Raw genomic sequence first — 23756 nt, forward strand, 5'->3', positions numbered from 1 at the left:
AAAAACACTTTGGCAATATGCAGGAGAAAATATCCCACCGCCTCACGCCCTTTCCAGAATGGCCATCCCCTTCCCCTCTTTTTATTTGAACAACTGTTCGATGTCCGCCATCGGCCGGAACAGTTTCATCGGCTGGTCGGGAAACGGCAAAAAGCTCTCGCGCTCGTAGAATCGGCGTGCATTTTCATCCTTGGCATCTACGACCACCGCGAAGGATGCGATCTGGCTGCTCACGGCCCGAAAGAGAGCATCCGCCAATAGAAACCCGCCATACCCCTTGCCTTGATGACGTCGATCGACCGCGAGTCGGCCGAGAAGGATTGCCGGAACGAGCGGGTAGCGTGGCAATTTCCGGACTCCCTTTTCCGGTAGCTCCCCGAGATTCACAGCGGACGAGGAAAGGGTGTAGTAGCCAGCCACCGTACCGTCCGAGTACCAGGACGAAAGGCGCGGCCATGTTCTTGCGGGCATCCTGACCCGCCTGAATGCGAAAATACCGGTCGAGCGGCTCGACGCCACTTTCGAACGCAGATCTGTCGTGCTGTGCGCCGACGATCTCGACCCGCAGCGCTTCTCCGATATCGTCCCCCACCCGTCAGACGCGGGTTGCCTGCCCACAGCGGCGCACCGTGTCACGCAGACGGGCATTGACCGGCTGAGGGTTGAGCAATGCTTCTACGAACGTCTCGCTGTCGCGAACCGACAGATCCAGACGCTGATGCTCCTCGATCGCCCTACGGGCGGCCTCCTGGACGCTGGACAGCACAAAATCGGTCACTGTCCGGCCTTGGAGGGCCGCAGCGCGCTCAATAAGGCTTTTCTGGTCTGCCGTAACGCGCGCCTCCAGACGCTCACCACGAACTCGGCCGCGAGGCGGATGTGTTAGGTGCATGGTTCGCATGGCCTCTGCCTAATGAGCTATTCTGGTTATTGGCGAAAGGAACCCGAAGCACGACATCGGGGTATTGTGCGCCGGCCGCCCCTTCGCACGTAATCGTCACGCCAAGCCCGCGGCCGAGCACGCTCATAATCGACTCACGGCTAACCCCATGCATCTTGATCTTGGGGCGCGTGCCAAATGCAGACAGCCGGCCCAATACCATATCGCGGGGGCTCCGGGCCGGGATCACTCGCAGTCAGCAGGAAGGTCTCATTTCGAAGATTATACCATTGCACCCATTCGCGCTCGGCCAGTGCGTGTGCTGCCGGCATTGCGACGAGCAACCTTTCGCTCCAGAAGGTCGCGCGGTTCATTCCCGGATAGCTCGCCTCCCCAATCATGATGGCGATGTCGACCATCCCATCCTTGAGCCCGTTGATCAGGTCCTCGCGCTCGGCCTCGACTCCATCGACATCGATATCGATATCGATATCGATATCGATATCAGGATTGCTGGCGTGCCACCCGAACAGTGTGGCGCGAAGGTTCCCAGCCGATATCGGGCTGTGGTGTCCAATCATCAGTCCGCCTGATCGGCCCTGCCCGGCGGCGCGCATCGTGTTGACGAGCTGATCCGCTCTGCTCACGATCTGGCGGGCTTCGCGCTCAGCCTCGTGCTCGACGGGGCCGTCCTTGCTCTCGCCCGGTGATTGTAGACTCTGACGGAGATTGGGAATGCTCGATGCCCCCATGATGTCCTGGGGTCGCCCCGCGATCCATACAGGAGATGTGGCGGGTTTTCGATCAGACATAGACGGGCGACACGCGCCCTACGCCGCCGAACGCAAAGCTCGGCGGCGTAGCATCAACGATAGCGGCAACCTAAGCCGCCAGATGCTCGAACAGCCGGGCGACAGCCTCGGCACCGGGGTCGACATGGCCCTCAAGCTGCTTTGCATTGATATAGGCCGCACGGCCTGCCTTGGCACGCGTCAAGGTGGAGGTGAAGTTCGCGCCCGTACGGGCGGCAGCGGCTGCCGCGACCACGCTGTCGCCGAGCGCATCGAGCGCCGGAGACAGAGCATCGATCATCGTCCGGTCCCCGATCTTGGCACCGCCGATCTCTTGCATGCGCGCAAGCCCGGTTCGAAGCGCCTCGCGCATCGGTAGACCGCTGGATGCTCCGTCGCCGGCGGCTGCGAAGAAAATGGCAAGCAGCACGCCGGAGGAGCCGCCCATGGTCTGGCTCAGTTCCAGGCCGATCGCCCGCAAAAGCTGGGTGTGATCGGATAAAGGCAGCCGATCGATGGCGTTGATCAGGGCGCGAGCGGCTCCCGCCAGCGTCGAGCCCGTATCGCCATCGCCGGACTTTGCATCGAGAGCATTGAGATCCTGCTCCGCAGCAATCAATACCTTGCAGCAATCGATCAGGAATGCGCGCGTCGCCCCATGGTCGGATGCCATCGGCGTGATCGGCGTCAAACCATCCGGCAAGGCGCTGACGGCGATCGGCCGCACCTCCGACACACCCGGCCAGGAGGCGATCGCCACCGGCAACTTCAAGAGTTCCAGTTCCGCCTTATCCGCTGCAAAGACCGAGACCGAGAAGCCTTGCATGTCGAGCGATGTCATCAGTGGCGCCGGACCAATCGTATGGGTGATCCTCTTGCCGAGAGGCAGATTGATAAGGTCGTGGGCGAGCACCGACATTTCGAGCACCGAGGTACCGCCCAGATTGTTGATCAGCGCGACGTGCGCGCCTTCGCCCATGACGGCCGCCAGCCGTTCTGCCATGGTCGCAACCGACGCGCGGGCGCCTGCAAAGTCGATCTGCTCGACACCGGCTTCGCCATGAATGCCGAGGCCGAGTTCCGCCTTGCCCTCCGGTATCCGCTCTTCCTTCGGCGACCCTGGAACCCGGCAGGTATCCAGCGACATGCCGATCGTGTGCGTACCGGCTATGACCTTCTTGGCTGCCGCCGTCACCGTATCGAGATCGGCACCGCGTTCGGCAAGTGCGCCGGCAATCTTGTGCACGAACAGAGTGCCGGCAACGCCGCGCGCCTGCGGCAGATCGGGCAGCGCGATATCGTCGCCGACAATCACCATGCTGACTTTCAGCCCGAAGGCGCGGGCGCGCTCTGCCGCAAGACCGAAATTCAGCCGGTCACCGGTATAATTCTTGACGACGAGCAGGCATCCGGCCGGTCCGGTCACGGCGAGAATGCCGGCGAGGACGGCGTCGACGCTCGGCGAAGCGAAGACATCGCCACAGACCGCGGCCGTCAGCATGCCGCGTCCGACGAAACCGACATGAGCGGGTTCATGACCGGAACCGCCGCCCGAGACGATCGCGACCTTCGATTTATCCCAGTCGCTGCGCAACACGACCCGGATATGCGGATAGCCGTCAAGGCGGGTGAGCGCGCCGCCGGACAGGGCCAGAACGCCGTCGATCGCTTCTGTCACGACATCTTCCCGCTTATTGATGAATTGCGACATTTCGAGCTCCTTAAGCCAAACGCATGCCTGCCGCATCGAAGTAGAGCGGCTTTAAAGGTTGAATCTTGATCGTTTCACCGCCTCGGAGTGGCGTGTGGGCGTCCGTGACGGTGATGAGATCGTGTTTCCTGAAGGTCAGATGCAGACGCGTCTGGTCGCCGAGATGCTCGACACGCTTGACCAGTGCATCCTCACCCGCACCCTGCTGGATGTGCTCCGGTCTGAGGCCGATGCTTGCCGCGCCTAAGGGGGCGCCGGCAAAAATGTCGGCCGGAAGCACATTGATCCGTGGCTGTCCCAGGCGCGTCGCCGCATAGACGCTGACCGGCTGCTCATACACCTCGCGCGGCGAGCCGAATTGTACCAGCTTGCCCTCATGCAGCACCCCGACATGGGTCGCCATCGTCATCGCCTCGATCTGGTCGTGAGTAACATAGAGCAGGGTTGCGCCCGACCTTGCCTGGATGCGCTTGAGCTCGATGCGAAGATCGGCCCTGAGCTTGGCGTCGAGCGAACTCAACGGCTCGTCCATGAGGAATATCTGCGGATCTCGGACAAGAGCACGACCGATGGAAACGCGCTGCATCTCTCCACCTGAGAGTGCCGTTGCCTTGTTGTCGAGCTTGTGCGTGATCTGGAGAACCTCGGCAACCTCCCTCACCTTCCGGTCGATCTCTTCCCTTGGCGTCTTCAACAGCGGAGATTTCAGCGGGAACTCCAGGTTCTGACGAACCGTGAGATGTGGGTAGAGCGAGTATTGTTGAAAGACCATGGCTACGTTGCGTTCGGCAGGCGCCAGCCCTTTCACTGGTTGCCCGTCGATATAGACCTCGCCGCGATCGGGCGAGTCGAGGCCTGAAACCATCCTCAGTGTCGTCGTCTTTCCAGCACCGGTCGGCCCGAGCAGCACGACGAAAGAACCGTCCGGTACCGTCAGTGAGACATTATCGAGAGCGACCGTACCAGCAAACGTCTTCGTCACGTTTTCCAAGACGACTTCAGCCATGTCTCAGCACTCCTTCATTGCCGTCGGATAGCAGCACCTTGCCGGTTTCCGCGTCGAAAACCGAAAGCGTCCTCGCGTCGAATTCGAGGCCGACCTGCTCGCCTTCCTGAACCCGGTGGCCCGATGGAATGCGCGCCTTCAGGTCGCCGTGGCTCGTTGCGAGCGTCACGATCTGGGTGGTCCCGAGATATTCGACGGCGCTGACGCGGCCCCGATAGGCGCCGTCACTGACGAATTTCACATGTTCCGGCCGGACGCCGAGCGTCAGCCTTCCGGCTCGTCCTTCCCGCGACGTCGGCACCTTGACCTCAATGCCGCCGAGATCGATGGCACCGCCACCGACGCCGATCATCCCTTCGAACTCCAGGAAGTTCATCGGCGGAGAACCAATGAACTGAGCGACGAATTTCGTCGCGGGCCAGTCGTAGATCTGTTGCGGCTTGCCGAACTGTTCGACGACCCCATGGTTCATGACGACGATCTTGTCGCCCATCTGCATCGCTTCGAGCTGGTCATGGGTCACATATACGGTAGTTGCGCCCATGCGGTCGTGAAGTGCCCGCAGTTCCTCGGCCATGTGCTCGCGGAACTCGGCATCAAGCGCGCCGAGTGGCTCATCCATGAAGAAGGCCTTGGGGCGACGCACGATCGCGCGGCCGAGCGCAACGCGCTGGCGGTCGCCACCCGAAAGGCCGCCGACGGGCTTGTCGAGAATGTTCTCGATCTTGAGAATGCGGGCGACTTCGGCGACACGCGACCTGACTTCCTCGCCGCGCAGGCCCTGGCTGACCAGCGGATAGGAGATGTTCTTGCGCACGTTCATATGCGGATAGAGCGCAAACATCTGGAAGACGAAGGCGATATCGCGCTTGCTGGCCGGTTTCATCCCGACCTCTTCACCGTCGATGAAGATCTCGCCGCTCGTCGGCAGTTCCAGGCCTGCCATCATGCGCAAGGTCGTCGTCTTGCCGCAGCCGGATGGGCCGAGCAGCATGAAAAACTCGCCATCCTCAATGGTGAAGCTCGAGGAGCGCACCGCGGTGAAGGCACCAAACTCCTTGCGCACATTCTGAATTCTGATCTGCGCCATCGGCTTACTCCGGAAAATGGCTGACGATGATGAACATCACCGTGCCCAGCAAGGTTATGACGAAGGACCAGGAATAGAGCACGAGCGCGAAGGGCTGCATGAGCATGAAGACGCCCGCCGCAATCAGAGCCGATGCCAGCATTTCCCACGCACCGCGGCGCAAATGCAGCAATCCATTGAAAAATCTTGTCATTTGCGTACGGCTCCGAAGGTGATGCCGCGCAGCAGGTGTTTGCGCAGAAGAATGGTGAAGACCATGACCGGCACGAGGAACAGGGTCGCCCCGGCGGCAACCGCCGGCCAGTCCTGACCGCTGACGCCGATAATGGTTGGAATGAAGGGAGGCGCCGTCTGGGCATTGCCCGAGGTCAAAAGTACCGCGAAGGCGTATTCGTTCCAGGCAAAGATCAGGCAGAAGATCGCGGTTGAGGCGATGCCCGTCGCCGCCTGCGGCAACACCACTTTATAGAAGGCCTGGAACCGGGTGTAGCCATCGATGAGCGCCGCCTCCTCGTACTCGACCGGGATCTCGTCGATGAAGCCCTTCAGCAGCCAGACCGATAGCGACAGGTTGACCGCCGTGTAGAGCAGGATCATGCCCGCATGGGTGTCGTTCAAGCCCAACGACCGGAACATCAGGAAGATCGGGATGGCGACGGCGATCGGCGGCATCATGCGCGTCGATAGAATGAAGAACAGCAGATCGTCCTTCAGCGGAACTTTGAAGCGCGAGAAGGCGTAGGCGGCGGCCGTGCCGAGCACGATGCAGAGCACGGTCGAGCCGAAGCCGATGATCACCGAATTGGTGAAGCGCTCGGCAAAGCGCGACGGACCGGAGATGACGAGGCCATCCTTGCGAACCAGCAGGTCATACCAGGTCTGCGGCTCGCCGACCGCCTGCAACTGTTCCTCGGTAAGCCGGGTGCGCGTCGTGAAGACGTTGACATAGCCTTCCACCGTCGGCGTAAAGAAGGTCTTGGGCGGATAGGCGATCGCGTCGGCCGGCGACTTGAAGCTCGTCGCGATGATCCAGACAAGCGGTAGAATCGTGATCAGCGCGTAGCCAACGACCAGGATCCCGGCGAACCACTTTTGCCGTTGCGACGGCTCGGTAACGGAATAGCTCATCGTTGTTTGACCTTGTTCAGGGCTTTGACGTAGATCGACGCCAGGCCGAAGACGGTGACGAAGAGGATGACGGCGTAGGCGGATGCGTAGCCGGTGCGCCACTTTTCAAAAGCTTCACGCTTCAGGTTGATCGAGGTGAGTTCGGTGATCGATCCCGGGCCGCCGCCGGTCAGCTGCACGACGAGGTCGAACATCTTGAAGTTCTCGATGCCGCGGAAAAGCACGGCGAGCATCAGGAACGGCAGCACGAGCGGAATGGTGATCGTCCAGAATTGCCGCCACTTGCTGGCGCGGTCGCATTCGGCTGCTTCATAGATGCTGCTCGGGATAGAACGAAGGCCCGCAAGGCAGATCAGCATCACGAAGGGCGTCCACATCCAGGTGTCGACGATGATGATTGCCCAAGGGGCAAGCGAAACGTCGCCGATCATCGAGAAACTCGACGGATCAGCCCCCGTGAGGAAACCGACTGCGTAATTGAAGAGCCCGATCTGCGGCTGGTAGAGAAAGGTCCAGAAATTGCCGACCACCGCCGGGCTCAGCATCATCGGCAGGACGATGAGCGTCGTCCACAGATCGTTGCCGCGGAACTTCTTGTTGATCAGATAGGCAAGGGAAAAGCCGATCAGCACCTGAAGGACGATCGTCCAGATCAGGAAATGAGCCGTTGCCTGCATGGTCAGCCAGATGTCCTTGTCGGACAGGATGCTCAAGTAATTCTTGAGCCCTACGAACTGGACCTCGGCATTCGGTCGGTTGACGCGAAAGTTCGTAAAGCTCAGTCGGACTGTCCAGATCAGTGGAAAGATGTTGACCGCGAGAAGCAGGACGATGGACGGGGCGACGAACAACCAGGCCAGCGAGCGATCTGACAGACCTCGGACCCGTTTGGCAAGGGCATGCGGTGTCGCTCCGGCGACCCGGTCCACTGTTGATTTCAGCATGGGTAGTTCCCTCATTTGACTGCCGCGCCGCGCGTCTCAAGAGACGCGCAAAGGCCGCTGCAGCACTTTGAATTGCTGCATGTTTTCGTCCTTCAATCGACCACGAGCGAAAGAACCATGCAGAAGGCGGCGACAGAACCGGGGAAAATCCCCGGCTCCGTGTCGCGCCATGGCGCGCTGGGAGGTGCACGGCCATGGCCTGATGGCGGTCAGTACTTGCCTTCGTCGTCGAAGATCTGCGTCCAGTCCTTGGTAAGACCGTCGAGCGCATCCTGCGCAGAACCCTGGCCGGCGACCACATAGTCGTGGAAGCGCTTCTGCGTCGCCTGAAGCAGCGAGGCATAGGAAGGCTCGGCCCAGAAGTCCTTCACGATCGCCATGGAGTCGAGGAAGGTCTGGGCATAGGGCTGACTGGTTGCAAAACCGGGATCTTCGACCACTTTGCGCAGCGCCGAATAGCCGCCCATCTGCCACCACTTCTGTTGGATTTCCGGCTGGGCGAACCACTTGATGTAAGCGAGGGCATCGTCCTGCTTCTCGGACGCTGAGACTACGGAGATGCCCTGGCCGCCGAGCTGCGCGAAGGCAACGCCATCGGGACCGGCCGGGTTCGGGAAATAGCCCGACTTGTCGCCACCCACATTGGCATCGGCATTGATGCCGGGCCAGGTAAAGGCGAAGTTCATGTGAAGGGCAACCTGGCCTGACTTGTAGGCGTCGATGTCCTCGGACATGTAGGCGTCGGAATGCCCAGGCGGCGTGCAGCAGTCGTAGAGTGCCTTATAGAACTCCAGACCCTTCACCGCCTTTGCGGAATTCACGTATCCTTCGAGCTCGTAGGGCTTGTCGGGGTTTTGATACTCGAAGCCGAAGCTGTAGAGCACGTCCATCGCACCCATGGTGATGCCTTCGGATCCACGCTCGGTGTAGATCGCAGCACCATAGACCGTCTTTCCGTCGATCTCGCGCTTCTGGAAGAATTCGGCGATGTCCTTGAGTTCGGCGAAGGTCTTCGGCACGGCCAGGTCGCGGCCGTACTTGCTCTTGAATTCCGCCTGCAGCTCGGGGCGGGCGAACCAGTCCTTGCGGTAGCTCCAGCCGACGACGTCGCCGAATGCCGGCAGCGCCCAGTAGTTCGGCGAGTTCTTCGGCCACTCGGCATAGCCGACGACGGTTGCGGGGATAAAGTCGCTCATCTTGATTCCTTCCTTGTCGAAGAAATCATTGAGCTTGACGTATTGGCCGTTTTCCGCGGCGCCACCGATCCACTGGCTGTCGCCGATCATCAGGTCGCACAGTTTGCCGCCGGAGTTCAACTCGTTCAGCATGCGGTCGGCGAAGTTCGGCCATGGCACGAACTCATATTTCATCTTGATGCCGCTCTTGGCCTCGAAATCCTTGCTGAGTTCGACCAGGGCGTTTGCCGGATCCCAAGCTGCCCAACAAAGCGTCAGCTCAGTCGCGCTTGCGTGGCCAGTGTTTGCGACGCTTGCCGCCAGCAGGGCACCCAATGCGGCCAATGATTTGAAATGACGAAGTTCCATAGCTGGGGCCTCCTCCCCTTTCTTCCGACCTCCATCGGAAGCTGAAAACGCCTGTGGCGAATAGCGGGCGCAAAGCGACGTTTCTTCGTGGGCAGGCCTCCCTCGCATCGCTCCGTGACCTCACGCACTCCTCTGCCGGCCACAGCACTATTGATACTGAGGTGCGCACCTCAATGCAAGCAAATTTTGAGGTGCGCACATCAATTCTTGCTTTTCGATTGCTTTTGTTGGAGGAATCGCCCTGAAGGATCGAAAGCAAAGAGAAGCGATTGCATGCGCCCTACCGCGAAAGACCTGGCAGAGGCAGCCGGCGTGAGCCTGGCCACCGTCGACCGCGTGCTGAACGACCGGCCGAATGTCAGCAAGAAGGCTTTCCGCAAGGTCAACGACGCCATCGAGCGCATCGGCTTCGTCAGGAACCCGGCGGCGGTCGCGCTCGCGCGCAACAAGACCTACCGGTTCCGTTTCGTCCTTCCCATCTCGGGCGACCAATATCTGAGCGAACTGATTGGGCGCGTCACCGAAGCACGCGACGCGCTGCGCGCCGATTCCACCGCGGTGGAGGTGGTGCAGATCCCGATGGCCGACCCGCACCACGTCGCCAAGTATCTGAGCCTCATCGATCACGAGGCTGTCGATGGCGTCGCGGTGATGGCGCCGGAATCGCCGCAGGTGCGCGATGCGCTGGTGCGGCTCGTCGAACGAGACGTGAAGGTAGTGCAGTTCCTGTCAGGCCAGGAACGGCTGGAAAGGGCCGACTATGTCGGCATCGACAACTTCGCGGCGGGTGCTACGGCCGGCAAGATCGCAGGCCGCTTCATCGGCAACCAGCCAGGCAAGATCATGGTCGTGGCGGAAACCATGATGGCACTCGACAGCATCCAGCGCCGCCTCGGCTTCGACAGCATCATCAACGCGCAGTTTCCACATCTTGCATGTCTGCCGTCGCTCGAAACCTATGCCGACGAGAAACGCGCCGAACTGATCATCAACAGGACTTTGCAATACAACCCCGATACGCTTGCCGTCTACGTGCTGAGTTCCGAGGCGCGGGCGCCGCTAACCGCGGTCTGGAATGCGCAAGGGCCACGCGACCTCACAGTCATTGCCCACGAGCGCACGCCGTTCAGCGAGCGGGCGTTGATGGACGAACGCATTGATGCCCTGATCGCCCAGGACCCCGGCCATGCGGTCAGAAGCGCACTTCGCATTATGCGCGCCCGCGCCGACCACCGCGAGTTGCTCGCCTCGCAGGAGCGGATCCGCATCGAGATCCTGCTCAAGGAAAATCTTCAGTTCTAGGGGCCATAGGCTGCGTCCGCAGCATAACCAGTTCTGCACACAAAAAGCCAAACGACGGTTAAGACGGCGCTCACGGCCGGAAGCAGCGCAAAATTCCGACGATAGTTGAATTGTGTCAAAACATTTGAGTAAGTGTCTCAACGACGCGGGGCGCTGAAAAACCTTGATTGCATTGGCGCGCCGGCAGAAGCGTGCGGCAATGCCGGACCATTGCTGTTTGGGCGGCTGAGTTAAGGCGACCGTCAATTGGCCCGACGCGAACCCCCCTCTGTCGCAATTGTGCTTCCATCAGGTAGGCAAACAGTCGAGGGTTGGTCCTTGCCAAGTCACGCACGACCCTTTGGCGTTCCGGTTGTGTCAGGGATCTAAACCTGTTGCTGAGCGCCGCAAACGCTTTGGCATTTGCGATCGATGCATCCAGCAGGAAGGTTTGCACGCTCATTTCCGGACCGGAAAGCAGGTCCGCCGACGCGAGCAAGACCGACTTCGCTTTCGCGTTGTCCCTTCTTACGAGTTGTGTGCGGCCATCGCGCTTGCCATCACGATAGGCTTCGATCAAATCGATCGCGGCGATCCGATCGCCCTCCTTGGCAGCTTTCTGCAGGACGGCGAGAGCCTTCTTGCTGCTGCGCGTGACGCCGTGACCGTAAAATAGGGCCTCGGCGACAACCGACGATGCTCCGACCACTTTCTCGTCTGCGGAGCGCTGGAGCAAGGCCATGCCCGCAGCTGCATTCTTGCGGGTCTTGGTCGACGCCTTGAAGCGGCCGAGCGCCACACTGGCACCCGGGTTCCCCGTTTCGAAGGCCATCTGGTAGTATTTTTCGGCCTCCTTCGTATTGCGCGGGACAAGACGTCCGTTGTTGTAAGCATCGCCGAGCCTGAGCATCGCTGATACGCTACCCTGCTCCGCTGCGGCCTTATAATGTTTCACAGCCAGCTTCGGATCTTGCGCAGTAACTTGCCCCTCGCCGTAAATGTCCCCGAGGGAGAGCAGGGCGGAAGCTGAGCCCTCAGCCGCCAGCGCTGAAAGCGCATCGACCGCCAAAGCGACGCTCTTTTTCATGCCCTGGCCACGTGCTTCCATCTCGGCAAGGCGTATTTTGGCGTCCACATCGCCCTGCTCGGCTGCCTGGCGATAGTGCTCAAGCGCAGCGCTGTAGTCCGCCTTCACATCATCTCCCTCGGAATAAAGGTCGCCCAGCCGTACATGCGCTCGGACGGATCCCAAATGCGCCGCCTTCTCAAGCGCCGAGACGGCAAGCGCTGGCTGCAAAGGGATACCTCCGGAGAGGTAGAGTTCGGCGAGTGTGACCAGGAGATCCGGGCTCTCGCTTGCTCCGAGTGCACGAAGCTCCGCCATGCCGGCATTCACATCTGGCTCTGTCCCCTCGCCCCTGATTGTCAGTTCAGCGACACGGAGCTGGCCTTCCAGGTTACCTTGATCTGCTGCGGTGCTGTAGGCCGCAAACGCCTTACCTGGATCGTCCGACCGATAGCCGTCACCGAGCCTCAACATGGCCCTCACGTTGCCTTGATCTGCGGCTTGCTGGTAATATTGCCGAGCCCGCAGCGGATCCGCTGGCACCGTTTGGCCCTTGGCGTAAAGGTCGCCCAAGGAGTAGGCCGCGCCCGCTTCACCTTGGGCGGCAAGCATCGCCAGTTCGCCGGTGGCGCTTCCCGCGTCAGGAGCCATGCCCCGGCCGAGTGCCTTCATTTCAGCGAGCCGCACCTTCGCCTCCAGGCTGCCTTGATCGGCCGCCTGGCGATAGTGCTCTAGCGCGAGAGCATAGTTGACCGTTACGGCATTCCCGGCGGCGTAGAGATCGCCGAGCCGTACATGCGCCGGCACCGAGCCGAGGCGCGCAGCGCGCTCCAAGGTTGTGATGCCGAGTTCCGGCTGCATCGGCACGCGACCGGACAAGCACAGGTCGGCCAGCGCTTCCAGTACGCTCGGATTGTCACTTTCGGCGAGCGAACGCATCGTCGCAACGCCTTGCGGGACATCGCGTAACGTTCCTTCGCCACGGATCGTCAGCTCCGCAACACGCAGGCTGCCGTCCAGACTGCCCTGCTTGGCCGCTGCGCTAAAGGCGGCGAAGGCCTTGCCTGGTTCGCGACCTCGATAAACGTCGCCGAGCCGCAGCAGCGCCGTCAAACTCCCTTGTTTTGCGGCTTGTTCGTAGTAGTGGGCCGCCCGGATCGGATCATTGGGCATCACGCCTGCACGTCCATAGAGATCGCCAAGGGCGAGTGCAGCGCTGGCTTCGCCTCTGTCGGCAAGCGCCGCCAATTCGGCACTGGCGGCCTCCATGTTCTGCTCTCCACCCTGGCCTCGGGCCTGCATCTCTGCAAGCCGTATCTTCGCCTCGACGTTGCCCTGGTCTGCCGCCCGGCGGTAGTAGCTTTGGGCCAGCGGAAAGTCGCTCGTGGCTGCCTCGCTTTGCGAATAGAAATCCCCAAGCCGCAGCAATGCGGCGACATTGCCTTGCGCGGCGGCCTGTCGATAATAGTCTGCTGCGCGAGCGCGGTCGGCAGGCACAGCCTCGCCCTTGCTATAAAGATCGCCGACGGCAAGCGATGCTTCAGCCCCGCCGCGGGCGGCAAGGTCTTCCAGCTCGGTTTTTGCAGCGGAGAGGTCCTGGGGGATTCCCTTGCCCTGTGCCCGCATTTCCGCAAGCCGAACCTTGGCCTCCAAATTGCCCCGCTCTGCTGCGCGGCGATAGTGATCGAAGGCGGCCGCAAAGTCCGTCCTCACCCCCTTGCCCGCGTAATAGAGGTCGCCCAATCGAACATTCGCCGTGGTGCTGCCTTGCGACGCGGCTTGCCGGAAATATTGCACTGCTTGGGCGGGATCAGCCGGGACAACTTTTCCGTCACCATAGAGATCGCCCAATGCCAGTGAAGCCTCCTGTCGACCGGATGCAGCAAGGCTTTTAAGCTCGGCCTGGGCCGTCGCGAGGTCCTGCGGAACGCCAAGCCCCCGGGCTTTCATTTCCGCTAGCCGGACCTTCGCCTCAACGCTACCCTGGCTTGCCGCCTGACGGTAAAAGTTTTGCGCGCGAGCGTAGTCAGTCACGGCCGTCTGGCTCTTGGAGTAAAACTCGCCGAGACGTATCATCGCCGTCACGCTGCCGCGCTTGGCCGCCTGGCTATAGTACTCGACCGTGCGCCCAAGGTCGGCTTGCACAACCTCCCCCTGGCGATAGAGCTCACCGAGAGAAAGCGCGGCCACCGTCTCCCCCTTTTTGGCCAGGGCAGCCAATTCTTGTGTGGCCGACGCCACATCCCGCGCCATGCCCTGTCCCCGCGCCTTCATTTCGGCGAGCCGGACTGCGGCCTCTGTGTTCCCCCGACCTGCAGCCTGCCGATAATAGTTTAGCGCCAGAGCAAAGTCGGCCACTGGCGACCCGCTTTCGGAGTAATAGCTCCCCAGTCTCAGCAACGCAGTAATGCTGCCGTTCTGGGCGGCCTGCCGGTAGTAATGCAGCGCTCTCACCGGATCGGCTGGGACCACGTCTCCCGCGCCATAAAGGTCCCCAAGCGAGATCGCAGCGGCGGTCTCTCCCCTGTCGGCGAGCGCAATCAATTCACGCGTTGCCGTTGCTACGTCGCGGGCAGTCCCCTGGCCCCGCGCCGTCATTTCAGCCATCCGGATCTTTGCCTCGTTGCTGCCGCGCTCTGCCGCCTGGCGATATTGGTCGAACGCTCCGGCGTAGTTCGTCGCCAAAAGACCGCCAGCAGAGTAAAGATTGGCCAACCGAAGATGTGCGGTGGCGCTTCCCTGCGAGATCGCCTGCCTATAGTAGTTGACGGCGGCTGATGGATCTTGAGGTACGACCTTTCCTTCGGCATAGAGATCACCAAGGGCGAGGGACGCGCTGGCCTCCCCTCCCTTGGCAAGCGCCGCCAGATCGGCGGTGGCAGCCGTCACGTCTTGCTGGACACCCTGCCCTCTTGCCTCCATCTCCGCGAGCCGCACTCTTGCTTCAACGCTACCAAGCTCTCCGGCGCGGCGATAATAGCCGGCAGCAAGGGTTGGGTCGGCAGGCACGACTTGTCCATTGCTGTAGAGTTCGCCAAGCGCAATCGCTGCGGCTTTTTCTCCTCCTTTTGCCAGGGCGTTCAATTCGCTTGTTGCCGACGCGATATCCGGCGCCATACCCTGGCCGCGCGCCTTCATTTCGGCGAGCCGAACCTTTGCCACCAAATTTCCTCGGTCGGCAGCGCGGCGGTAGTGGTCTAGCGCTGCCGCGTAATCCGTCGCCGATGTGGTGCCGGCGGAATAGAGGTCGCCAAGCCGCAAATACGCAGTCATGCTGCCTTGCGTGGCCGCCTGGCGATAATATTGCAAACCCTGCGTCGGATTGACCGGTACGGCTTCTCCCCTGCCATAGAGGTCGCCCAACGCCAGCGCGGCAGCCGTCTCACCCCGCTGCGCGAGCTCGGTCAGTTCCCGGGTCGCGGCGGATACGTCGCGAGCAATACCTTGGCCGCGTGCTTGCATTTCGGCGAGCCGGATCTTGGCGCTCACATTCCCCCGGCCGACCGCTTGACGGTAAAAGTCCTGCGCAAGCCCGTAGTCGAGCATCGTCGGTTGGCCTTGTGAATAAAAGTCGCCGAGCCGCAACAAGGCGGTCACGCTGCCCCCATCGGCAGCCCGCCGATACTGGCTGAGAGCCTTCCCAGGATCGAACGCGACAACTTCGCCCCTACCATAGAGGTCGCCGAGAGCCAGTGAGGCATCTGCCTCGCCCGCTGCTGCAAGCTGCTCGAGTCCGGCTTTCGCGGCGGCGATGTCCTGGTTGATGCCGCGGCCCCGCGACTTCATCTCCGCCACCCGTATCTTTGCGTTGACGTTTCCTGCATCTGCGGCCTTGCGATAGAACTCGATGGCGCGCGCGTAATCGGCAGCGGTGCGTTCACCGTCGGAATAAAGGTCGCCAAGGCGAAGAAGCGCCGTGACACTGCCCTGTGCAACTGCCTGCTGATAGTAGAGGAGGGCCTGAGCCGGCTCGGCTGCCAGAGCCTGTCCGTCACTGTACAGATTGCCGAGCGACAGCGAAGCGCCCGCGTCCCCGGCCGACGCGAGAGCATCCAACTCGGCCTTCGCGGCTGCAACGTCCTGCGTTGTGCCGCGTCCTCTCGCCTTCATTTCCGCGAGCCGCACTTTCGCACCGATGTTTCCCCTCGCCGCTGCCTGTTCATAGCTTACTCTTGCGGCCCTATAGTCGCCCGTTAGTGCGCCCTGGGTGACGTAGAGATCGCCCAGTCGAAGCAAGGCCGTTATGCTTCCAAGTGCGGCAGCGTGCTGGTAATATCCGGTTGCGCGTGCCGGATCCGCCCGTGTGACTTCCCCGGAGTAATAGAGATCACCCAAGCTGAGAGCGGCAGCCGGCTCACTCCGTTCGGCAAGCGACGTCAAAATTCGCGTCGCCGTCGATACGTTGCGAACGCCCCCCTGCCCGTGAGCCTCCATTTCTGCGAGCCGCACCTGGGCGCTCACGCTTCCTCTGCTGACGGCGCGCCGATAGTATTCCTGCGCGAGGGTATAGTCCGGCGTAGCCCTACCGTTGCCGGCATAGAGATCGCCAAGCCGTGTCAGCGCAGCGACGCTTCCCTGATCGACAGCACGCCGATAGTGGAGCCAGGCTTGGGCAGGATCGGCCGGCATGACATCCCCACGGGCATAGAAATCACCCAAAAGAAGGGATGCCTCCCCCTCGCCGCGGGCTGCAAGGTTTTCCAGTTCAACTTTGGCGGCGACGACATCCTGCGGCACGCCTCGGCCCATGGCCGTCATTTCTGCCAACCGGACCTTTGCACTGACGCTGCCCCTAGCGATTGCGGCACGATAGTATTCCAACGCACGTCCGTACTCGGGGCGGGATAACTCGCCTTGCGAATGGAATTCCCCGAGCCGGAGCAACGCCGTGACACTGCCCTGAGCGGCGGCCTGTCGATAGTAGATCAGAGCCTTGGCGGGCTCGATGGCTAACGCGCGCCCTTCGCCATAGAGATCGCCAAGCGCCAAAGAGGCACCGGCCTCTCCTGCACTTGCAAGCGTCATCAGTTCCGTCGTCGCCGCGGCAAGATCCCTCGGCATTCCGCGCCCTCGCGCCTTCATTTCCGCAAGCCGCACTCTCGCGCCTGGATTGCCGTTCGCTGCGGCCTGTTGATAGCTTTGAACGGCTGGACCATAGTCGCCAGTTACTGCCCCCTCATCCGCATAGAGGTCTCCCAACTGCATCAGCGCCGTCCCGCTGCCACGGGCAGCGGCCTGACGGAAGTATTTTGCCGCACGAACCGGGTCGGCCAGCACGACATCGCCTTTCAGATAGAGACTTCCAAGGGAGAGGTCGGCAATCGGCGCGCCGAGATCGGCCAGAGCCTGCAATTCGCGCACCGCCTTCGTCACGTCGCGGGCCATGCCTTGACCGTGCGCCTGCATTTCGGCAATCCGAACCTTCGCCTCCACATTTCCGTGTCCCGCAGCCAGACGGTAATGAACAAGTGCTGCGGAATAGTCCGCAGCCAGAACTGTTCCGGCGTAGTAGAGTTCGCCGAGCCTGAAGTGCGCCCTTGCGGAACCCAAATCTGCAGCCTTGCGCAGCGCCGAAACCGCGATATCGGTCTGTTCCGGTATGCGTCCGGAAAGGCAAAGCTCAGCGACTAGCTCCAGCACGCTGGGATTTTCGGATTGACCGAGCACGCGCAGGCTCGCCTCGCCTGCCGTCACATCGCGTTTCGTGCCCTCACCGCGGATCATCAATTCCGCCATCCGCAACTGCGCCGCGGGGATCCCCTGATTTGCCGCCTCGGCATAAGCGGCAAATGCCTTTTCGGGGTTGCGAGGCACGAGTTCGCCACGACTGTAGAGATCACCGAGACCAAACAGCGCGCCCCGATAGCCGTAGGCCGCCGCACGTTGGTAGAGAGTAAGCACGCGGGCACCATCGGGCGCTTCGTTGACAACCTCACCCGAGCCTCTCGGCTGCGATACCGCGACAATCGCATCCGGCCCGGCATTGCGCAGCATACCTTCATACTCGCCGAGCAGACGATCCACGGTCGTGGCATCGACCTTGCGTGCAATGTAGAGGTCAGCCAGTTGCGCCAATGCCCGGCCTAGGTTGGGCTGGAAGACAACCTGTTGCCCTCCTTCAGGCCGATCGTGTTGGGATAGAGGGTCGACCGCTGAGGCTTCCGGCGCGGCGGCAGACGCCGACCCGGCCCACAGGACACCGACAGCGACAAGTCCGATCCAGCCCGAGGAACGCATCACGCCCCACTTTCTGATCCGGCCACTTGGCGCCTTGGAAACACCGAGCGGTGCAAGGCGCGCAGGCGTCTTGCTGCGCGCCAACCGATGGCAATCAGCCGATCGGCTGGCGGTGCGACGGGAAGCTGCGGCGTCTCGATCATATCCAAGAGCGCGTCTGGCGTCACTTCACTGGTGACAACAATGCGAGAAAGAGCGAAGAGATCTTCCGTCTCGTCGCTGAGCGCGTGACGAACACGGCAGGCGGCGAGGTAGCCTGCATTTTTTGCAATCCTGCGCGTTGCGCGGGACGCGTAGCCATGCGGGTATGCGAATGTGGTGACTGCCGCGCCCAACCCGTCTTCCAGGGCCCTCTTGCTGTCGCGAAGCTCGCTGGTAGCCTTTCCAAAGGACAGTGTATCAAGTTCGGGATGAGTTACAGAGTGCGCGCCGATCTCGATCCCGGCGTCGTGCAGGTCACGCAGCGCGGTCCAGTTGAGCATTGGGCGATTGCCTTCATCGAGATCCGCAAGCCATCGGGCGGTCGCCCCCACGAAACCGGTGGTGACATAGAGTGTGGCGGCAAACTTCCGGTCGACCAGAACTGGCATGGCGGCTTCGGCAAAGTCGCGAAGTCCATCGTCGAAGGTAATGACGCAGGTGCGCGGAGGGATCGGTTGTCCGCTGCAACGCAATAGCGCAAGGTCGCGAACCGTCATTGAGCGGTAGCCGCGCTGCGTCAGGGCCTGGAGATGTGCGTCCAACTCCCGCTCGGTCACCAGCCAGCGTCGATAGGCCGGGCCGCAAGTACGGCCGACGCTGTGATAGACCAGGATCGGGATAGCTTGCATGTCAGACCTCTCTTTCTGCCGGTCGTCTTGCGTCAATGCCATTACGTGGTTGATCGTCGCGCCGACGTTTTGTCAGGCTGCGCAAATAGCCTGGTACACCTGCAAGGATGCCAAGGCGCTCCATCCAGACGAGCCGCAGCGGGTAGTCGCTCGGTAGCCGCGCGGTTTTCTGCGACGTCGGCCCGGCCATGTGTAAGATGCCTGCTGGAAATGCCGCAGCGAGCCGAATAGCCCGACGTGGCTCGTCGACAACGATCTTCGTCAGGTAGGCGCCAAGCCCCATGCCATAACAAAAGGCTTGCCGACGCATGCCGTCTTCGCCGCGGCGGTGGTAGTGCCAGATAATGCCCTGAGGCTGGTAGGCCAGTCTAAAGCCGCCGCTAACGATGGCGAAGAAGGCAGCAAGGTCATCGCCGCCACGCGCCAGCGTTCCAGCGCCGAGTGCTGGATCAAAGCCGCCAACCCGGCGCAACGCACTTGCCCGGAACGCCATGTTGGCACCTGAACCGAATTGACCAGCGGTGAAGGGAAAGAGCATGCTTTTGGGACGGTTCGCCTCCAAATCGTAAACTCGACGATGCAGCCCCTTCCCGAAGCCGCCATGCCGCTCCGTCCAGACCTGCGCCCGAGTTTCGAGTTCGGCTGGCAGGATCAAACCGGTCACGCAACCGACAGCCTTATCCTCCTCCATCGGCGCTGCCATCGCTTCGACCCAATGTCGGTCGAGCACGACGTCATCATCGGTAAAGAGAACGATGTCGCTGGACACGTAGCGCAGGCCAGTATTGTGTGCCCGTCCGAGCCCCGGGGTTGGCTCAAGCACATAGTGCACTCGTCCGGGGTAATGTGTCGAAATCAGATCCAATGTCGCCGACGAGGCAGGAGCGTTGTCTACAACGTGCACCTCATCGGGGGCGCGGGTCTGATCAAACAGCGACGCGAGGCAGCGATCGAGGCTCTCTGCGCGATCACGCGTTGCAATCACCACCGCCACTCTTTCACGCGTAGGCGCTCGGTAGGAGTTAACTGAAGGCAAGGAGCGCACGGAGCCGATCTCCGCGAGCAAGTCTGCAGGCGCAATCACGGGGCCAGAATGCTGCAACTCGACGAGTGCGAGCGGCTGCGCGCCAGAGCGGATCAAACAGAAAACGCCGCCATAGGGCACATCGCCGCCCGGCCTGGTAAGGTCGATCGCCGGAAGTGGCTTGGTATGGTCTATGTCTACGATCTTGATTGGGCGGAAAGGTCTTGAGTGTCTAGAGAATTTTGCGGCAAGATAGGCCGCCGTCGTAAACATAAGCCCGGCGACGATTGTGAACGCACGCAGCGGCCCCGAAGGGTCAAGTTGCGTCACCATATCCATCAAGCCGCGAAAGACGCCAGCCGGCAAGGTGCGGGTAACATAGGCACGCTCGGCACCAAGCTTGTCGCCCGCTCCTGCGGTCTCGACCACAGCACTTTTCGAGCGTCCCTCCGCCTGGCATCGTCTGCGGAAGTAGGCCCACCGCGTCCGTTCTCTGGTAACTTGGTGATGAACCACGGCTAGCGGATCGTAGAGAATGACTGCTGCCGGGAAGTGCCGGCGGGCGCGAATGCAAAGCTCTGTTTCCTCGCACCCGGCGGCATCCTGGCCGCTGCGACCGAGACCTTCGCGAAAGCCGCCCACGGCATCGAAGACCGTCCGTCGGAACGACATGTTGCAGCCAATCGGATTGCGAACCGGGCTCAGCCTGTTCGGCAGGCCCTTGTAACTGCAGCCGACCACCCACTGGAATTCTTCTGGAAACCAGCGCGGTCGCTGATCTGGCCAAAGTGGCAGCACCTTGCCACCGACGCCGATAATGTTTGGATCCACATAGTGCAGAGCGAGCCGTTGCAGCCAGTCGGCTTCGGCGACAGCGTCGTCGTCAAGAAATGCAACGATATCGCAGGGCGCGGCTGCACGCACGCCGGTGTTTCGCGCACCCGAGAGGCCTCGTGCCCCGTCATTGGCGATCACCTCGACATCTGGGTAAGAGGTCCGCATGTCCCGCAGCAAGTCGTCGTTGTGGTCGATGACGACGACGAGCCGATCAGGTTTGCGGGCTTGTTTCAATACCGAGTTAATGGCGTCGCCCAGTTGTAGGCGGCGCTCATCGCAGTAAGCGCAGATCACAACCGCAATCGAAGACATGGCAGGCCTCAACCTGCCCGCTGCGTACGGTTTCTGACCATGGCACCGGCGCGACTGCGTTGACTGAGGCCCAGCCGGGCAATTGTCTTCAGGACGCGCCAGCCATCGGGGATCGTGCGTAGATTGCTGACGCCGTGAATCCGCGCATATTCCCGGCTCGGAAGCTCCGCTATGGCGAGGCCTGCTTGGAGCGCGCGGATATTCATTTGCGTTTCGATCTCGAAACCGGTCGCGGACTCGACCCGCAAATGGGGTAAAACGTCACGCCAGAAGGCGTTGTAACCGTAGCAGAGATCGCTGTAGCGGCCGCCGAAGCGCAGACGCACCAATTGCAGCAAGCCCCAGTTTCCAAGACGTCGGTACCATTCCATGTCACGCGTATCGCCGCCTTGGAGAAACCGCGAACCCTTTACGAAATCGGCGCCTGCAAGCAATGCACCCACAAAACCAGTCATCTCTTCGGGGTCAGCGGAACCATCCGCGTCAAGAGTGATGAGGATGTCTCCGCGGGCCGCGGCGAAACCAGCAGCAAGCGCCACCCCTTTTCCAAGGCGCGGCTGTTCTATGACGACGATATCGGGCATAAGTTCGCGCGCCACGGCGACGGTGCCATCGGTAGAGTTCCCGTCGACAAGGATGACCTCGTCTATCCAGGCGGGTATGCGTGGCAGGACATGCGGTAGGTTTTTTGCCTCATTTACCGTAGGGACGATGACACTGACCCTCGGGACAACGATGGCCCTGTCCATGGTCGAGGGGCGGAGGGCTGCTCTTAACGAATTGTGAAAATGCTCACCCATTTTAATCAAAATCCTCCAAACCAAAAAAAGAAAATTGAAAACAATAAGCGTCCATCCTCGGTCATGCAGATGGCCGCGGAGGAGAAAAGTGTGTATTACTTGTACATATTCAGTTTTATTACAATATTCTAACTTTGTAAACTACCACATGAATTTCTTGAAAAAGAGCATTTTATGGTAGAAGCCGTTATTTTCCTTGGTTTATTCTAAGACAGGCTCGATGTTGCCGTTTTATTGCAGAAATATGTCACAGTATAACAGATGGAATAGTTCCGTTCACAAAAAATCTTAGGAAACAAATTCTCTCGCGGACGCAATTTCTCCGGTGCCGTTATATTTAGACCCTTTATTTTTCTCTGGAAAATAAGATGTTTTCCTAATTTTAATACACAAACCTAAATATCAGTAACTCCTTAAATGAAAGGAGTCGCCGGGGATCCATGACGAGCGGAGCCACACTGCGAGCGCAAGTGGCTAACCGCTATCCACACACGTTGTCGTGACCACAGCGTCTCGACGCCGCGTCAGCTAAAGAACAGCTCTCCCTCGGATATCCTGGTTTGTGCGCCGAAGAAGGACAACATAGCCTCTCGCAAAGCTGAGCGCAGTCGAATCTAACCGATTGAATTTGCCTAGTTCTGAGGGATAACGAAGGGTTGCGACCCACTAAGGTTGCAAGATCGATGGCTTATCAAGAGGGAATCGCGTATCTTGCAGCGCGAGGCATGGTGCAGATCAACATGCGATCAAGGGCAAGCGAGGCTGATGCAGTCGGAAGAACATATCGCCAAGGCACCGACAACGGACCCAGTCAAGCGGTGGATGAAGCTCATGGAAGAGTGGAACGCTCTGATTGCGGACTTGAGGGAATTGCGACGTTCCATCGCAACAAACGCGAGCGCGGATAACGCTACCTTAATCCAGGCCGAGGCGGCGCTCGTCGCCAAAGGCCAGGCGCTTAAGGAAGAGATTGACGCTGTTCTCGGCGAGGCCGCCAGTCAACGCCAGCCGGTCAACGGCCCACTGATTGTCGGAACCCTTATTCCGACGCCCAAAGGCGAGCAGTAGCACACGTTCAGCCTAACCCATGCCGGCGTCAAGCTAAGAAGCTAACGAGCCTGAGAGCCGCCAACACTGCAAACATCAATAGGCAGCCACCTGTGCACCATATTAATGGGCGCAACCGGGATCGCGGCAAGCCGGCCTGTGCTGCGATCTGAACGATAAATAGACCTGCGATCGCGGCGAGGCCACTTCCAACGTCGAGCGGGTTCGTATGGCGCAGGGTCTCGAGATTTGCAGGGGCTTCGCGGATCCTGACATCGATCGGGACCATTCCGTCTTCGTCTTTACCTGTGGCAATCCTTACAGACTTCACAGTACCAAGAGCCTGAATATTGTGACGTAGCTGTTCGACAGCTGCGGCGCTGTAGCGGTCGCCGGAACGAAACGGAACGAGGCGCTGGAGTTCGGATTGCATGCGAAGAGCGCCACTAAATCGAACCTCACCAAAACGGCTGCGGGGGCCAAGGTCGAGATCAATGACCGCAGTCGCGACACCCTCGCCCTTACGGACCCAATCCGTTGCCCGTCGCCGTGCGTGCGCGAAATCTTGGGCGGTGACGATTTGGAGGATACGCCGAGTGAACGTGTCAACGACGAATGTCGTCGCGGGCTGCCCGACAAACTCATCAATGATCGCGGCGAGCCGATCGAGGACCTCACGGTCCAGTTCCGATGGACGAATGCCCTTGAGTTCCACGGACGTCACCCTGTAGAGATCACCAAGCTTAGGGTGAAGAACTATTTGCCCTTTCTGATCCTCCTCGGAGACATCCGCGTCTAAATAGCCAAAGCCGGCGATCACACCCTTGAGCCGGGCCTTTTCGGTCGCGAGCGCCTCCTTTCGCTCGGCCGGCGAAGCGCCGGCGTCTAACAGAAGCGGCAATTGGTAAGCCTGCTCAAGTGCCCGCGCGAGATAGGGTAAGGAAATTTCCTGGGTATCGAGCACCACCGATTGGGCTGACGCCGGTAAGACCGCAAACATCCAGACGGCGCCAGCGGTAAGGAACCTTGTGACGCGCCAGTTCATCTTTTTGAGCTTCTGTTTCGCCGTCAATATTCGGTTTTGCAATCGATGCGGCATTTGCTGGCTCCAAGCATAACCTGCCAGTGCGCTGTCCTACATTAGTAAAGCACAAAATTTTGAAGATGCACGCCCCCTAAGAGATCATTCTCGGGCATTTCATTTCCTGCTTATTCGTCCTATGCTTGT

At 60.6% G+C, this 23756-nt stretch carries 16 protein-coding genes and 1 pseudogene; 2 read left to right on the top strand and 15 right to left on the bottom strand.

The features are described 5' to 3' along the window. Positions 1-81: 81 nt before the first annotated feature. The 10 genes and pseudogenes from BLU35_RS21985 to BLU35_RS22035 form a co-directional block, all read right to left on the bottom strand. Positions 82-592, bottom strand: a pseudogene (locus BLU35_RS21985) (GNAT family N-acetyltransferase). A gap of 3 nt (positions 593-595) precedes the next feature. Next, positions 596-892 (bottom strand): type II toxin-antitoxin system TacA family antitoxin, encoded by a 297-nt coding sequence (locus BLU35_RS21990; protein ID WP_093234582.1) that lies wholly within the window; start codon positions 890-892, stop codon positions 596-598. Positions 893-1041: 149 nt separating this feature from the next. Beyond that, positions 1042-1692 carry a LysR substrate-binding domain-containing protein gene (locus BLU35_RS21995; RefSeq protein WP_093234472.1) on the bottom strand — a complete coding sequence of 217 codons (651 nt, stop codon included), beginning with the start codon at positions 1690-1692 and terminating at the stop codon, positions 1042-1044. Between the two features lie 70 nt (positions 1693-1762). Then, positions 1763-3382 (bottom strand): dihydroxyacetone kinase subunit DhaK, encoded by a 1620-nt coding sequence (locus BLU35_RS22000; RefSeq protein ID WP_093234473.1) that lies wholly within the window; start codon positions 3380-3382, stop codon positions 1763-1765. Positions 3383-3392: 10 nt separating this feature from the next. Continuing rightward, complete coding sequence (locus tag BLU35_RS22005) at positions 3393-4388, bottom strand: ABC transporter ATP-binding protein (RefSeq protein ID WP_093234474.1); 996 nt, start codon at positions 4386-4388, stop codon at positions 3393-3395. Continuing rightward, positions 4381-5478 (bottom strand): ABC transporter ATP-binding protein, encoded by a 1098-nt coding sequence (locus BLU35_RS22010; RefSeq protein ID WP_093234475.1) that lies wholly within the window; start codon positions 5476-5478, stop codon positions 4381-4383. Before BLU35_RS22010 ends, BLU35_RS22005 begins: the two co-directional genes overlap by 8 nt. Positions 5479-5482: 4 nt before the next feature. Further along, positions 5483-5671 (bottom strand): hypothetical protein, encoded by a 189-nt coding sequence (locus BLU35_RS22015; protein WP_065372979.1) that lies wholly within the window; start codon positions 5669-5671, stop codon positions 5483-5485. After that, positions 5668-6606 (bottom strand): carbohydrate ABC transporter permease, encoded by a 939-nt coding sequence (locus BLU35_RS22020; RefSeq protein WP_093234476.1) that lies wholly within the window; start codon positions 6604-6606, stop codon positions 5668-5670. The genes BLU35_RS22015 and BLU35_RS22020 overlap by 4 nt, the downstream gene beginning before the upstream one ends. Further along, a complete protein-coding gene (locus tag BLU35_RS22025; RefSeq protein ID WP_093234477.1) occupies positions 6603-7550 on the bottom strand; it encodes a carbohydrate ABC transporter permease in 948 nt (315 codons plus the stop codon). The genes BLU35_RS22020 and BLU35_RS22025 overlap by 4 nt, the downstream gene beginning before the upstream one ends. Positions 7551-7759: 209 nt before the next feature. Then, positions 7760-9094, bottom strand: coding sequence for an ABC transporter substrate-binding protein (locus BLU35_RS22035; RefSeq protein WP_093234479.1), 1335 nt, complete (start codon positions 9092-9094; stop codon positions 7760-7762). 273 nt (positions 9095-9367) lie between these two features. On the opposite strand from BLU35_RS22035, the gene BLU35_RS22040 reads away from it, so the two are divergent. Beyond that, positions 9368-10396, top strand: coding sequence for a LacI family DNA-binding transcriptional regulator (locus BLU35_RS22040; RefSeq protein WP_093234480.1), 1029 nt, complete (start codon positions 9368-9370; stop codon positions 10394-10396). A 115-nt stretch (positions 10397-10511) separates the two neighbouring features. On the opposite strand, the gene BLU35_RS22045 is transcribed toward BLU35_RS22040, so the two are convergent. The 4 genes from BLU35_RS22045 to BLU35_RS22060 are packed head-to-tail and all read right to left on the bottom strand — an operon-like array spanning position 10512 to position 21481. After that, positions 10512-17678: a tetratricopeptide repeat protein gene (locus BLU35_RS22045; RefSeq protein ID WP_093234481.1), complete on the bottom strand. Its 7167-nt coding sequence runs from the start codon at positions 17676-17678 to the stop codon at positions 10512-10514. Then, positions 17678-18550, bottom strand: a complete 873-nt coding sequence (locus BLU35_RS22050; protein WP_093234482.1) for a polysaccharide deacetylase family protein — start codon at positions 18548-18550, stop codon at positions 17678-17680. The genes BLU35_RS22045 and BLU35_RS22050 overlap by 1 nt, the downstream gene beginning before the upstream one ends. After that, the gene (locus BLU35_RS22055) at positions 18510-20681 is read right to left on the bottom strand and encodes a glycosyltransferase family 2 protein (protein ID WP_093234483.1); all 2172 of its coding nucleotides are present in this window, start codon (positions 20679-20681) and stop codon (positions 18510-18512) included. Before BLU35_RS22055 ends, BLU35_RS22050 begins: the two co-directional genes overlap by 41 nt. An 8-nt stretch (positions 20682-20689) precedes the next feature. Continuing rightward, positions 20690-21481: a glycosyltransferase family 2 protein gene (locus BLU35_RS22060; protein WP_082615775.1), complete on the bottom strand. Its 792-nt coding sequence runs from the start codon at positions 21479-21481 to the stop codon at positions 20690-20692. Positions 21482-22246: 765 nt separating this feature from the next. On the opposite strand from BLU35_RS22060, the gene BLU35_RS22065 reads away from it, so the two are divergent. After that, the gene (locus BLU35_RS22065; RefSeq protein WP_093234484.1) at positions 22247-22549 is read left to right on the top strand and encodes a hypothetical protein; all 303 of its coding nucleotides are present in this window, start codon (positions 22247-22249) and stop codon (positions 22547-22549) included. 28 nt (positions 22550-22577) lie between these two features. On the opposite strand, the gene BLU35_RS22070 is transcribed toward BLU35_RS22065, so the two are convergent. Further along, positions 22578-23627 (bottom strand): POTRA domain-containing protein, encoded by a 1050-nt coding sequence (locus BLU35_RS22070; RefSeq protein ID WP_143032966.1) that lies wholly within the window; start codon positions 23625-23627, stop codon positions 22578-22580. Positions 23628-23756: the final 129 nt, after the last annotated feature.

The organism is Sinorhizobium sp. NFACC03 (genome assembly GCF_900103435.1).
Classification (GTDB): domain Bacteria; phylum Pseudomonadota; class Alphaproteobacteria; order Rhizobiales; family Rhizobiaceae; genus Ensifer.

Excerpts from the sequence above, each read along its gene's own strand:
- BLU35_RS21990 (WP_093234582.1), bottom strand. The coding sequence starts at position 892 with ATGCACCTAACACATCCGCCTCGCGGCCGAGTTCGTGGTGAGCGTCTG.
- BLU35_RS21995 (WP_093234472.1), bottom strand. The coding sequence starts at position 1,692 with ATGTCTGATCGAAAACCCGCCACATCTCCTGTATGGATCGCGGGGCGA.
- BLU35_RS22000 (WP_093234473.1), bottom strand. The coding sequence starts at position 3,382 with ATGTCGCAATTCATCAATAAGCGGGAAGATGTCGTGACAGAAGCGATC.
- BLU35_RS22005 (WP_093234474.1), bottom strand. The coding sequence starts at position 4,388 with ATGGCTGAAGTCGTCTTGGAAAACGTGACGAAGACGTTTGCTGGTACG.
- BLU35_RS22010 (WP_093234475.1), bottom strand. The coding sequence starts at position 5,478 with ATGGCGCAGATCAGAATTCAGAATGTGCGCAAGGAGTTTGGTGCCTTC.
- BLU35_RS22015 (WP_065372979.1), bottom strand. The coding sequence starts at position 5,671 with ATGACAAGATTTTTCAATGGATTGCTGCATTTGCGCCGCGGTGCGTGG.
- BLU35_RS22020 (WP_093234476.1), bottom strand. The coding sequence starts at position 6,606 with ATGAGCTATTCCGTTACCGAGCCGTCGCAACGGCAAAAGTGGTTCGCC.
- BLU35_RS22025 (WP_093234477.1), bottom strand. The coding sequence starts at position 7,550 with ATGCTGAAATCAACAGTGGACCGGGTCGCCGGAGCGACACCGCATGCC.
- BLU35_RS22035 (WP_093234479.1), bottom strand. The coding sequence starts at position 9,094 with ATGGAACTTCGTCATTTCAAATCATTGGCCGCATTGGGTGCCCTGCTG.
- BLU35_RS22040 (WP_093234480.1), top strand. The coding sequence starts at position 9,368 with ATGCGCCCTACCGCGAAAGACCTGGCAGAGGCAGCCGGCGTGAGCCTG.
- BLU35_RS22045 (WP_093234481.1), bottom strand. The coding sequence starts at position 17,678 with ATGCGTTCCTCGGGCTGGATCGGACTTGTCGCTGTCGGTGTCCTGTGG.
- BLU35_RS22050 (WP_093234482.1), bottom strand. The coding sequence starts at position 18,550 with ATGGCATTGACGCAAGACGACCGGCAGAAAGAGAGGTCTGACATGCAA.
- BLU35_RS22055 (WP_093234483.1), bottom strand. The coding sequence starts at position 20,681 with ATGTCTTCGATTGCGGTTGTGATCTGCGCTTACTGCGATGAGCGCCGC.
- BLU35_RS22060 (WP_082615775.1), bottom strand. The coding sequence starts at position 21,481 with ATGGGTGAGCATTTTCACAATTCGTTAAGAGCAGCCCTCCGCCCCTCG.
- BLU35_RS22065 (WP_093234484.1), top strand. The coding sequence starts at position 22,247 with ATGCAGTCGGAAGAACATATCGCCAAGGCACCGACAACGGACCCAGTC.
- BLU35_RS22070 (WP_143032966.1), bottom strand. The coding sequence starts at position 23,627 with ATGCCGCATCGATTGCAAAACCGAATATTGACGGCGAAACAGAAGCTC.